A 12,068-nucleotide genomic window follows, 5' to 3' on the forward strand; every position below is an offset into this window, starting at 1 on the left:
GTGGGGGGGGGGGGGGGGTGGGGGGTGAGGGGGGCTTTATCACAGTATTCGACAGGACGGAATCATGTCACAACTCGAAGGAACTTGGACGGCGGACTATATCACCACCAACGGCGTCAAATTGCATTACGTCACCCAGGGAGACGGCCCGCTGATGGTCATGCTGCACGGATTTCCCGAGTTTTGGTATTCCTGGCGATATCAAATTCCCGAATTCGCGGCGGAATATAAGGTGGTGGCGTTGGATATGCGGGGTTACAACGAAAGCGACAAACCGAAGGATTTGGGCGCCTACACCGTCGAAGAATTGACGAAGGATATCGAAGGAGTGATCCGGGGTTTGGGGTACGATCGCTGCGTTTTGGTGGGTCACGATTGGGGGGGCGCGATCGCCTGGTATTTCGCCTACGCCTACCCCGAATTGGTCGAGAAACTGATCGTTTTAAATATTCCCCACCCGGCCCGATTTGCGGACGGGTTGTGGACGTGGGAACAGTTGCAAAAAAGTTGGTATATTTTTCTGTTTCAACTGCCGCTAATTCCCGAATTGCTGTTGCAGGCTGACGACTATCAGGCGATCGCCGCCGCATTCATCGATACGGCGATCGACAAAAATGCGTTCACCCCGACGGATTTGGAACTTTACAAAGATGCGGCGGCGAAACGGGGCGCACTGACGGCGATGCTGAACTATTATCGCAATATTTTCCAGGATTTATTCAATCGGAAGCCGGAGTGGAATTTGCTCTCCGTCCCCACCCTGATGATCTGGGGCGAAAATGACGCGGCTTTGGGGCGGGAACTGACCTACGGTACCGAAGAGTATGTGCGGGATTTTGAAATTCGCTACATTCCCAATTGCAGCCATTGGGTGCAGCAGGAAAAACCGGAATTGGTGAACCGGTATATCTGGGAATTTTTGAGGGAAGAGAGTGCGATCGCGCCCGACTCCGCCGACGAGGATTGAGATTCGGATTGGCGGGCCCGCTTCAATCTAAAATCAGGGCGCAAGCCTTGCGCCCCTACTAAAATCATGGAATCTCCCTCGAAAGGAAGATGTGCCGCGATCGGGAATCTGTCAAATTGAACCTATGTTGCAATCCGAGCGATCGCCGAGATTGATTTTGATCCGCTCAATCTGCCACCAAAGTCGGATATTGTCAGTTTATATCTGTCCCGCACTGTGACCCGCATCGCGATCGCAATGTGGAGTTGGGACGCGAGTGAATGCTGGGCAAATTTTGGATGCCCGGAAAGCTCGGCTATTCAAATAGCCGGCCCGAGCGTTTCTTGTTTTTTTTTGATACCAATTTTAGGAGAAATTTATGAGTCAGCACGCCGAAAATCTTCGAGCTATCACCAAAGCGATGATGGCCAAGGGAAAAGGAATTTTGGCGATGGACGAGAGTAACGGAACCTGCGACAAGCGGTTTCAAAAAGTCGGCATTCAAACGAGTGTGGATAAGCGCCGCGACTACCGCGAGATGATTTTGACCACCCCCAACCTCGGCGACTACATCAGCGGTGCGATCCTCTACGACGAGACGATCCGCCAGATGTCTCGGGATGGGAAACCCCTGGTTAAAATCTGCCAGGAAGCCGGAATTATCCCCGGCATCAAAGTGGACATGAAAGCCAAAGATCTCGCCGGTTTTCCCGGTGAAAAAGTCACCGAGGGACTCGACGGACTGCGCGATCGCATCGCCGAATATTACGAAATGGGTGCCCGGTTCGCCAAGTGGCGGGCGGTGATCGCGATCGGCGAAAATATCCCCAGCCATGCCTGCGTCGAAGCCAACGCCCACGCCCTGGCCCGCTACGCGGCACTCTGTCAGGAAGGCGGCTTGGTGCCCATCGTCGAACCGGAAGTTCTCATCGACGGCAATCACTCCATCGCCCGCTGCTTCCACATCACCGACGCGACGCTGCACTCCGTCTTCAACCAACTGCACACCCAGGGCGTCGCCCTCGATCGCATGGTCCTCAAGCCCAGCATGGTCATTTCCGGGAAGGGTTGCCCCGAACAGGCTTCGGTCCAGGAAGTCGCCACCTTCACCGTCCGCTGCCTGCTTCGCAACGTCCCCGCCTTGGTGGGCGGCGTGGCTTTCCTGTCCGGCGGTCAGACTCCGGAACGGGCGGCGGCGCACCTCAACGAAATGAACGTCCAGTACGGCGACATCTGCCCCTGGCCCGTGACCTTCTCCTACGCCCGCGCCATCCAGCAACCCGCCCTCGAAGCCTGGAAGGGCGAAGATGCCAACGTGAAAACGGCCCAGGAATTGCTATTACATCGCGCTAAATGCAACAGTGCCGCCCGCAGGGGTGAGTACAGCAGCGATATGGAAAAACAACTCGTCGCCGTCTAAGCAAATCTTTCTCGAATGCGATTTTAGAGGAGCGTGGGTGCTGACGGCACCCACTTTTTTTGGTTCGTGCTAGAGTAGGAGACTGTTAAATTTTCAAGATCAATTCTTTATTATCTGATGTTCAAAAAATGTTTGGTGTCCGGTCTGGCGTTGCTGATGTTATCGCTGGGAGCTTGTTCTCAAGGTTCTCAAACTCAAAGTGACCCCGCCGGGGACAATGCCGATCCGCTGGTGGTGGGGGCGATTCCGGACCAAGATCCGCAAAAACTCCAGCGCCAGTATGAAAAATTGGCCGCCTATTTGGAAGCAGAGTTGGGGGTTCCGGTGGAATACAAACCCGTCACCGACTACGCCGCCGCCGTCACCGCCTTCAAAGTGGGGGATTTGGAATTGGTTTGGTTCGGCGGGTTGACGGGGGTGCAGGCGCGGTTGCAAGTTCCCGGGGCAGAAGCGATCGCCCAGCGGGATGTGGACGAACAATTTCACAGTCTATTTATCGCCAATACGGAATCGGGACTGACGGAATTTGAAGAGATTTCGGATTTGGAACAATTGAAGGGGCGGCGGTTTACCTTCGGCAGCGAGTCCTCCACGTCGGGGCGGCTGATGCCCCAATACTTCTTGCAACAGGCGAATGTCAATTTGTCGGATTTTCAAGGAGAAGCGGGCTTTTCCGGCGACCACGATAAAACCATTAAGTTGGTAGAGGCGGGTAGCTACGAAGTGGGGGCGGTGAATGAAAAGGTGTGGCAAAAGCGGGTGGAAGAAGGAACCGTTGATTTGGAAAAAGTGACGGTGATTTGGCGGACTCCTTCTTACTACGATTATCATTGGGTGATCCATCCCCGGGTTGAAGAACAATATGGCGAGGATTTCATCGCCCGAGTTCGGGAGGCGTTTTTAAACCTCGATCCGAATGTTCCCGAAGAACAGGAAATTCTGGAATTATTCAGCGCCGGAAAGTTTATCCCGACTCAAAATTCTAATTACTCTCAAATTGAGGAAGTGGGACGGGAAATTGGGAAGATTCAGTAGCGGATTTTTGGGCAACCCTATAAGGTTGCACCCACCGCCTCCACCGGCAACCCGGGACGGTTGCCTCCACGGATAAGAGCGGAAAATATCAGATCTAAAATTACACCGAAGTTTTGGAGGGCGAATGCCATTCGCCCCTACAATTTGATGTGGATGGCAAGGTTGCGATTTTTGATATGGTTGAAAATTTTCCCGTTTTTGAATTGAAAAATGTGGGGCTGCGATTCGGTGCGATCGCGTCACTTTCGGGAATTAACTTACGCATTGAAGCGGGGGAAAAAGTCGCTTTGGTGGGTTCGTCCGGGGCGGGGAAGAGTACGCTGCTGAGTTTGTTGAATGGGAGTTTGCTTCCCAGCGAGGGGGAAGTGTGGGTGTTGGGGCGAAATTTGGGGACGCTGCGTCCGCCGGTTCGCCGTCATTTACAACGGCAAATTGGAACGGTTTACCAGCAGTTTCATTTGGTGGAGAATCTGCGGGTGATTCACAATATCAACGCCGGAAATTTGGGAAACTGGCCGCTGTGGAAGGCGGCGGTCTCGCTGATGTATCCGTTGGAGGTGAAAGCGGCATCTGAGGCGTTAAATCGGGTGGGAATTGCGGAGAAATTATTTGAACGGACCGATCGCCTCTCCGGGGGACAGCGGCAGCGGGTGGCGATCGCGCGGGTTTTGGTACAGAATCCCAGCGTTATTTTGGCGGATGAACCGATTTCCAGCCTTGATCCGGAGCGATCGCTCGAAATTATGGATCTGCTCTCCAAAATAACCCGAGAACGCGGTACAACCCTGGTCGTCAGCCTGCACGCGATCGAATTCGCCCGCAGCCACTGCGATCGCGTCGTGGGACTCAAAGGGGGACGAGTCCAGTTCGACATTTCCGCCTCGGACCTGACTGATACAATGATCGAAAAACTATATACAACTCAAGATTAAAAAAATTGAAAAATCCCGCCCGAACGACTTTGGGAAATCAATCTTCGATGGGCGGGCCCATCCGGCAATTCAGATCCCCGGCGGTTCCCAGGACTCACGTCAAACAAGATTTGTAGAAATCGATCATGTTCGAGCAGCTTCAAAACTGGCTTCTCAGTCAGAACTACATCCCCCACGGTCACTGCTACCTGTGGCAACCGGATTTGGTTTGGTTGCACTTGCTTTCAGACTCGTTAATCGCCCTCGCCTACTATTCCATTCCGGTGATACTGGCCTACTTCGCCCACAAACGGCACGATCTGCCCTTCCGGTGGATTTTTCTGCTCTTCAGCCTGTTCATCATCACCTGCGGAACCACCCACCTGATGGCGGTCGTGACGCTCTGGTATCCCTTTTACTGGCTGTCGGGGACGATCAAAGCCGCCACCGCCTTCGTTTCTTGCTATACCGCCCTGGCGTTGATCCCGATTCTGCCTCAAGCCCTCGCCCTTCCTAGTCCGACTGAGTTGCGAAACCTTAACCGAACCCTCGAACGGCGGGCGGCGGAATTGACCCGGGCCAACGATCGCCTCCAGCGGGAGATCCGGGAACGGCAACAGGCGGAAGCCGAACTGCTCAAAGAGAGAGCCCGGTTTCGGGCCATGTTCGACGGGGCGGCGATCGGAATGGCTTTGGCAAACGACACCGGACGCCTCTTAACCACCAATTGGGCCCTTCAAAACTTTCTCGGCTACAGTGCCGAGGAACTGAGAAACATGACCTTTTCCGATTGTACCCACCCGGCGGATGTCGAAGCCGATCGCCAACTCTATCAGGAATTGATCGCCGGGAAACGGGATGTCTATCAACTGGAAAAGCGCTACATCCGCAAGGACGGACGGCAGATTTGGGGATATCTGACCGTTTCTTTAGTCCGCGCCCGAGACGGATTATTTGATGCCGAAGATCAAAATTTTGCGATCGGCATGGTGGAAGATATCCAAGAGCGAAAACAGGCGGAAGCCGAACTGGAACAGCATCGCCTCCACCTCGAAGAATTGGTGGCCGATCGCACCGAGCAACTCACGCAGATGAACCGCCAATTGCTGCAAGAAATCCAGCGCCGGGAGCGCATCGAGATGGCGCTGCGGGATAGCGAAGAGCGATTTCGAGAAATTTTTGAAGATGCCCCCATCGGCATTTTCGTCTGCCTGCCGCCGGACTACGAGTTCGCCCAAGTCAACCTGGCATTTTGTGAAATTGTCGGCTATTCCGCCGCGGAATTGCAAACGCTATCGGACGAAGAGATCACCCACCCGGAGGATATCATTTCGACTTCCGGTCAGAGCCGGGGCGTGGTGGCCTGCAGGCCGGACGGATTTCGCTTGGAAAAGCGCTACCTCACGAAAACCGGGGCGGTGCGCTGGGTGAGTCTGACGACGCGGGTGCGACGGAATTTGAGCGGGGAAGTTCTTTATATTTTAGCGATGGTGGAAGATATCAGCGATCGCCGCCTGACGGAGATCGCCCTGCGGGAGAGCGAGGAACGGTTGCGAGCCATTTTGGACAATTCCCCGGCACTGATTTACATGAAAAATTTGGAGCTGCAATATTTGCTAATTAACCGCAAATGTGGAGACGTTTGCAATTTCGATCCGGAGGATGTCGAAGGGAAGACGGCTTACGATATTTTTCCAGAGGAACTCGCTGATGTTTTCTCCAACCACGATCGCCAAGTCCTCAACTTGAAAGTTCCCCTCCAGTTTGAAGAACGAATTTTCCACGGCGGAGAACTCCACACCTATTTGTCCATTCAATGCCCCTTATTCGACTCCGACGGAAACATTTACGGGGTTTGCGGCATCTCCACCGATATCACCGTCCGCAAGCGCATGGAAGATGAACTCGCCTGCCAAAATAAAGCCCTGGAACGGGCGACCCAGGCGGCGGAGGCGGCGAACCGCGCCAAGAGCGAATTTCTCGCCAATATGAGCCACGAAATCCGCACCCCCATGAATGCGATTTTGGGCTTTTGTGAATTGCTGGAAAATTTGGTTCGGGAACCGCTCCAGCGCTCTTATCTGCGCTCGATCGCCGCCAGCGGCCGGACGCTGTTGGCGCTGATCAACGACATTCTCGACCTCTCCAAAATTGAAGCCGGCAAATTTCAACTGCACTACGAAGCGGTCGATGTGCGGCAGCTTTTGACCGAAGTCGAGCAAATTTTCTCCCAAAAAGCGGCTCAAAAAAATCTGTCCCTGGGGGTGGAAGTGGGCCGGGACGTTCCCACCTGCATCAGTTTCGACGAGGTGCGGTTGCGCCAGATTTTATTTAATGTGGTCGGTAACGCCCTCAAATTTACCGATGGCGGCGGGATCGAAATTTCCCTGCGCTGCCGGCCCTCGGAAACACGTTCACCCGGAGAAATTTGTCTGGAAATTGCCGTCGAAGATACCGGCATCGGCATCGACCTCGAACAGCAGGACGACATTTTCGACGCCTTTCGCCAAAGCGAAGGTCAGAGCAACCGCAAGTACGGCGGCACCGGGTTGGGTTTGGCGATTACCAAGCGGTTGACCGAGATTCTGGGGGGGCGCATCGAACTGCAAAGTGAGTTGGGTCGGGGCAGTCGCTTTGCATTTATTTTTCCGCACGTTCGCACCCTCGACTCCGCTTTTCTTCCCCAGAAATTGGAGTTTCAGTCCCGGAAAAGTTTGGCGGATTTCGCCCCCGTGACGGTCCTCGTCGTCGATGACGTGGCGTCCAACCGGGAGCTGATTCAGGGCTATTTTGCCCAGACTCACCATACCGTTTTGAGTGCTGAGGATGGGTCCGAGGCGATCGCGATCGTCCGCTCTCAGAAACCCGACCTGATTTTGCTCGATTGGCGGATGCCCCACATGGACGGACAGCAGGTGGCATCGATCCTCAAAACCGATCGCACCACCCGGGACATTCCCATTGTCATCCTCACCGCTTCGGCGTTTTTGCAGGAACAGCGGCAGTGGCGATCGCTCTACGACGGCTTCTTGCGGAAACCCGTCAGCCGCGTCCAATTAGCCCTGGAATTGGAGAAATTATTTCCAGTATTAGAAAAGACAAAACAAACCGAAGACGGCGCCCCGACGGACACCGCACCCGCGCCGGAAGAATCTCCCCAACCCGTTTTGGTTCCCGAACGGATACCCGAACTGCTCGAAAAATTGCGGGAAGAACAAGAGACGAACTGGCGCGAGTTGCGTCAAACTTTGATTTGGGGGGAAATTCACAAGTTCGCGGAACGCATGGAAGCTCTGGGAAATCAATATCAGTGTTCGGAACTGTTGCAATATGCCGACCGCCTCAAAACCGAGCAGGCTGAGTTCGATGTCGATGCCCTGCAAATGACCGTCGAATCGTTTCCGGAGCTGGTGCGAGGGATTGGAGAAAGTGAAAAGTGAAAAATGAAAAATGAAAAATGAAAAGGTGATTTCTATTCCCGACTCCCTAATACCGACTCCCGACTCCCTACTTTCACGCGATCGCAAAATGCTGCGGGCGATGATTATTGAGCCCGCAGCATCTCGTTTTCTCCAATATGGGGAGTCGGTTTTGTTTACACCGTCATCCCGGGTTCCGGCTGGGCTGCGGCCGGTTGGGAGGGGTAGTTCGCTGCCACTTCTTCGTAGACTTTGAGGTACTCCCGAGCCGAGTTTTCCCAGCTAAAGTTTTGCTGCATCGCCCGCTGCTGGAGTCGCCGCCAGTGATCTTTGTACCGGAATGCCTCGGACGCCCTCACCATCGAGGTGAAGAAGTCCAGGGGCTCGTAGCGGTCGAAACAGTAGCCCGTCCCGACTTCGTTCACCGGGTCGTTGTGGGACACCGTATCCACCAAGCCCCCGGTCTGCCGCACGATGGGGATGCAGCCGTACCGCATCGCCAGCATTTGGCTGATCCCGCAGGGCTCGAAGCGGCTGGGCATGACCAGGGCGTCGCACCCCGAATAAATTCGCCGCGACAGGGCGTCGTTGAACAGGATTTGGGTGCTCATGCGGCCCGGATGGCGGGAGGCCATTTGCCACATTTGCGTCTCGTAGTAGCGATCGCCCGTCCCCAGCATGATAAACTGAGAGTCGGTGAAGGACAGGAGCTGGTCCATAATTTGAATCACCAGATCCAGTCCCTTCTGCTCGACGAGTCGAGTCACCATCCCGATCAGGAACGAGCCGGAGTTGACTTCGAGTCCCAATTCTTCCTGGAGGGCGACTTTGTTGGTCTTGCGCCTTTCCACCGTGTCGGCGTTGAAATTTTCGACGATATAGCGATCGGTTTCCGGGTTGTAAGCCATCGTGTCGATGCCGTTGAGAATTCCCGACATCTTGCCGCTGATGTAGGAGAGCAACCCCTCCAGGTTTTCCCCGTAGCTTGCCGTCTGGATTTGACCGGCGTAGGTGGGGGAAACCGTCGTGACGCGATCGGCAAATTGGACCGCCGCCGCCATGACGTTGTGACCTTCCATGTACCAAGGACACCAGGTGATGCGTTCCAAAAACCACCGCCAAGGCCCCTGATACGCTAAATTATGAATGGTGAACACCGTCCCCATGTCGGGGGTTTCTTTCATCCAGACGGGAATCATCCCCGTGTGCCAGTCGTGGCAGTGGACGATTTGGGGCTTCCAATAATTCCAGCAAAATTCTGCCGCACCGTTGGCAAAGAGGGTGAACCGCCAGTCCTCATCTTCTCCGTAATACACTCGCCGGGGCATGAAGGAGGGGTGTCCGAACAGATATAACGGAACATCTGTCTTGGGCAACGTCGTCTCGAAGACGGCGAACTTCTGGTACATGGCGTTTCCCCACCAGATCGGTTCCTTCGGGATTTTGAGTTTGTCTGGCAAGAAACCGTAGTAGGGCATAAAGACGCGGACATCGTGTCCCATTGCCCGCAACACCTGGGGTAAAGCCCCGACGACATCCCCCATACCCCCCACTTTGGCCAGAGGAGCCGCTTCGGCAGCTACAAATAAAATTCGCATAATTGTACTTTGCGTTCCCTTAGATCGAGATGCGTACCGTCATCATACCTGTGGAGGCCGTACTATTTTCAGGTTTCTGGCAGCGTTCACTGTCCATCTAACTGTCAACCCACAAGGAGAAGTCATGCACGCCCACATTGACAAGCCCAGAGGCTTGCCCCCACAAATCTTATTGTATGTTGGAATTCGCATCAATCCCTCTCAGATGATCTAGAACCGATTTTTTCTAATCCAGCCGGTGATGCTTTCATGAGATCCTCAAAAATGTTACATCAATTTTTTCATTCTGTTATATCGGGGGCGGGAGTCGGAGTCCACCCCAACAACATTTTTCAAGCCGTTTTGATTTTGAGCCTCTGCTGGTTCGGCGGAAGTTTGGGGGGTTCCGTCCGCGCCCAAACGATCCCCGAGTCCGCCTCCGTCCCGGCGGACGATCGCGCCGAAACTCCGACACCCCGGTTTCGGGATGGCGTCTACCTGTACGGACAGTCTCCCGAACCGGAACAACTCGGACAGGCTTACATGGTGTTTGAAGTCCGACGGGAAAACTTCGTCGGCGCCTTTTATATGCCCCGTTCCTCCTTCGACTGCTTCACGGGGCGATCGCGGGGCAATCACCTGGCCCTGACCATCGTGGACAGCTACAGCCAAGAACCCCACGCCTACAGCGTCAACTACGATCGCGCCTCGATCCTAGCCGCACGGCAAGGCGGCGCCGACCTGCAAGTTGGCTTGGAAGGATTTTACCCGATCGAACCCGTCGGCGAAAACGATCGCCGCATCTTGGCCGTCTGCAAGTCGGACTTCGACGAAATTTAGGTCGGGAGTCGGTATTAGGGAGTCGGGAGTCGGGGGGAAAGAAAAATAATTGTTAATTATCAATTATCAATTATCAATTATTTTTCAGATTCACTGCCACTTCCTGCAACAATGCGATCGCCTGCTGCAGTTTGTCGAGGATTTCCGGTTGGGTGGGGGAACCGGGATCTTCCGGGGGCGTCGGGGGGGGCGGGAGCGTCCCGCCCCCCAACTGGGTGACGTAGCTCAACAGATCGCGATCGCGCCTCAACCACCCCTCCAAAAATAATTTCTGGTCGGGATTCGCTTCAACCCGCTTGTAGCGGTAATCCATCCGGGCTTGACCGTAGCGCTGGGCCGTTTCCAAATTATTATTCTGTTCCAGGGTGGCTTGGGTTTTCGGGCCGAATTTCCCGTCCACCGTCAGCCCCCCCAAAGTTTCCTGCAAAAATTCCACGCTGGCGCGGACGCTAAAATTCACCGCCGTATCGAACTGCACCACCGCCAGGGGCAACACCATCAGATCCGCTTTGGAGGCTTGCCAGTACATCGTATAGTACACCTCCTCCACTTCCAGCTTGGTGATCTCCTTGACGGACTTCGACGGTTTCCCCTGATTCTCCAGGTAGGTGTCGTAAGTCGCCTGGGTGATGCCGTAATTCACCACACCCCCCAGGTCTTCCGGGTGTCCGACACCCCCCTCCCACTTCAGGGTAAATTCGAGGGCGGTGTGAAAGGAATCGCGAGATGTTGTCATGATAATTGGTGATAATTGACAATTAATTATTGATAATTGACAATCGATAGTTGTCCGTTATCAAATCTCCCCACACTTCACACCCTCGCTTACCGCTAACCGCGATTGATTTCGGCAAAGATTTCGGTCAAAATCTCTTGGGCTCCCTGTTCTTTCAGTTTGTGGGCCAGTTCGATGCCCAACTGTTCCGCGTCTGCGGCGGCCCCGGCGACGGTATCTTTGATCAGCCGCTTTCCGTCTAAACTGGCAACCATCCCGGTCAGAGTCAGGCGATCGCTTTCAACAACTGTATTCACGCCGATGGGAACCTGACATCCCCCTTCCAACTCCCGCAAAAAGGCCCGTTCGGCGTGGCACCGCTGGGCGGTGGGGGTATGTTCCAGGGCTTTGATCACGTCCAGAATTTCCGTGTCTCCTTCCCGACACTCGATCCCCAGCGCGCCCTGTCCGACGGCGTGCAGCGAGATATCCGACGGGATGACCTGGCCGATGCGATCGCCCATTCCCAGCCGTCTGAGCCCCGCCACGGCCAGGATCAGCGCATCATACTGACCTTCATCCAGTTTTTGCAGTCGGGTGTTGAGGTTGCCCCGAACATCTTTAAATTCTAAATGGGGGTAATGGTGCCGCAATTGGGCGAGACGGCGCAGGGAAGACGTGCCGATAATCGCCCCCGCCGGCAAGGTGTCGAGTTGTTTGCCCCGATTTTTTTCGTGAAACACTACCGCGTCCGCCGGATCTTCCCGTTCCGTGACGCACCCGAGCATCAACCCTTCGGGGAGTTGGGTGGGCAGATCTTTGAGGGAGTGAACCGCGATGTCAGTTTCGCGACTGAGCATCCCCACTTCCAATTCTTTGGTGAACAGTCCCTTGTCTCCAATTTTGGCCAGGGCGACGTCGAGGATCTTGTCGCCTTGGGTGGACATGGTGTGAACCTCGAACTTGATGTCCGGGAAGCGCTGCTGGAGCTGTTCCTGGACCCAGTAGGTTTGGACGAGGGCGAGTTGACTTTTGCGCGAACCGATGCGGATGGTGCGGGTTGCGGCAGATACGGATACTGTCATATCGGGTGTGCGATCGTGAATTTGAATATCAGTTCGGGTAGCTATTAGGGGTCGAGAGAGATGTTACCATCTCCCCCTCCCATTCAGAACCGTGCATGAGACTTTCACCTCACACGGCTC

Annotated in this window: 9 protein-coding genes; 6 read left to right on the forward strand and 3 right to left on the reverse strand. The window is 54.7% G+C overall.

Annotation, left to right across the window (positions count from 1 at the left end; genetic code table 11):
- Positions 1–64 precede the first annotated feature (64 nt).
- From AC0QHF_RS12145 to AC0QHF_RS12165, 5 genes are all read left to right on the forward strand, one after another.
- Complete coding sequence (locus AC0QHF_RS12145) at positions 65–967, forward strand: alpha/beta fold hydrolase (protein ID WP_324704479.1); 903 nt, start codon at positions 65–67, stop codon at positions 965–967.
- Between the two features lie 358 nt (positions 968–1,325).
- Positions 1,326–2,366: a class I fructose-bisphosphate aldolase gene (locus AC0QHF_RS12150; protein ID WP_324704480.1), complete on the forward strand. Its 1,041-nt coding sequence runs from the start codon at positions 1,326–1,328 to the stop codon at positions 2,364–2,366.
- A 117-nt stretch (positions 2,367–2,483) separates the two neighbouring features.
- Positions 2,484–3,401 (forward strand): putative selenate ABC transporter substrate-binding protein, encoded by a 918-nt coding sequence (locus AC0QHF_RS12155; protein WP_324704481.1) that lies wholly within the window; start codon positions 2,484–2,486, stop codon positions 3,399–3,401.
- 176 nt (positions 3,402–3,577) lie between these two features.
- Entirely contained in the window at positions 3,578–4,333 is a 756-nt protein-coding gene (locus AC0QHF_RS12160) for a phosphonate ABC transporter ATP-binding protein (RefSeq protein ID WP_324704482.1), read from the forward strand.
- A 125-nt stretch (positions 4,334–4,458) separates the two neighbouring features.
- Positions 4,459–7,752, forward strand: a complete 3,294-nt coding sequence (locus tag AC0QHF_RS12165) for a PAS domain S-box protein (RefSeq protein WP_324704483.1) — start codon at positions 4,459–4,461, stop codon at positions 7,750–7,752.
- A gap of 155 nt (positions 7,753–7,907) precedes the next feature.
- On the opposite strand, the gene glgA is transcribed toward AC0QHF_RS12165, so the two are convergent.
- Complete coding sequence (gene glgA / locus AC0QHF_RS12170; RefSeq protein ID WP_324704484.1) at positions 7,908–9,329, reverse strand: glycogen synthase GlgA; 1,422 nt, start codon at positions 9,327–9,329, stop codon at positions 7,908–7,910.
- Positions 9,330–9,593: 264 nt separating this feature from the next.
- Between glgA and AC0QHF_RS12175 the strand changes: the two genes are divergently transcribed.
- On the forward strand, positions 9,594–10,148 hold the full coding sequence (locus AC0QHF_RS12175; protein WP_324704485.1) for a hypothetical protein: 555 nt from the start codon (positions 9,594–9,596) through the stop codon (positions 10,146–10,148).
- Between the two features lie 73 nt (positions 10,149–10,221).
- Here the strand turns inward: AC0QHF_RS12175 and AC0QHF_RS12180 are convergent, their stop codons facing one another.
- Entirely contained in the window at positions 10,222–10,884 is a 663-nt protein-coding gene (locus AC0QHF_RS12180) for a glycoside hydrolase family 108 protein (protein ID WP_324704486.1), read from the reverse strand.
- A gap of 95 nt (positions 10,885–10,979) precedes the next feature.
- Positions 10,980–11,948: a hydroxymethylbilane synthase gene (gene hemC, locus AC0QHF_RS12185; RefSeq protein ID WP_324704487.1), complete on the reverse strand. Its 969-nt coding sequence runs from the start codon at positions 11,946–11,948 to the stop codon at positions 10,980–10,982.
- Between the last annotated feature and the right edge of the window lie 120 nt (positions 11,949–12,068).

Source organism: Lyngbya sp. CCY1209, assembly GCF_055795065.1.

What these genes read in the sequence shown, in the direction of transcription:
- AC0QHF_RS12160 (WP_324704482.1), top strand. Translation starts at nt 3,578, where the DNA reads ATGGTTGAAAATTTTCCCGTTTTTGAATTGAAAAATGTGGGGCTGCGA.
- AC0QHF_RS12175 (WP_324704485.1), top strand. Translation starts at nt 9,594, where the DNA reads ATGTTACATCAATTTTTTCATTCTGTTATATCGGGGGCGGGAGTCGGA.
- AC0QHF_RS12145 (WP_324704479.1), top strand. Translation starts at nt 65, where the DNA reads ATGTCACAACTCGAAGGAACTTGGACGGCGGACTATATCACCACCAAC.
- hemC (WP_324704487.1), bottom strand. Translation starts at nt 11,948, where the DNA reads ATGACAGTATCCGTATCTGCCGCAACCCGCACCATCCGCATCGGTTCG.
- AC0QHF_RS12165 (WP_324704483.1), top strand. Translation starts at nt 4,459, where the DNA reads ATGTTCGAGCAGCTTCAAAACTGGCTTCTCAGTCAGAACTACATCCCC.
- glgA (WP_324704484.1), bottom strand. Translation starts at nt 9,329, where the DNA reads ATGCGAATTTTATTTGTAGCTGCCGAAGCGGCTCCTCTGGCCAAAGTG.
- AC0QHF_RS12155 (WP_324704481.1), top strand. Translation starts at nt 2,484, where the DNA reads ATGTTCAAAAAATGTTTGGTGTCCGGTCTGGCGTTGCTGATGTTATCG.
- AC0QHF_RS12180 (WP_324704486.1), bottom strand. Translation starts at nt 10,884, where the DNA reads ATGACAACATCTCGCGATTCCTTTCACACCGCCCTCGAATTTACCCTG.
- AC0QHF_RS12150 (WP_324704480.1), top strand. Translation starts at nt 1,326, where the DNA reads ATGAGTCAGCACGCCGAAAATCTTCGAGCTATCACCAAAGCGATGATG.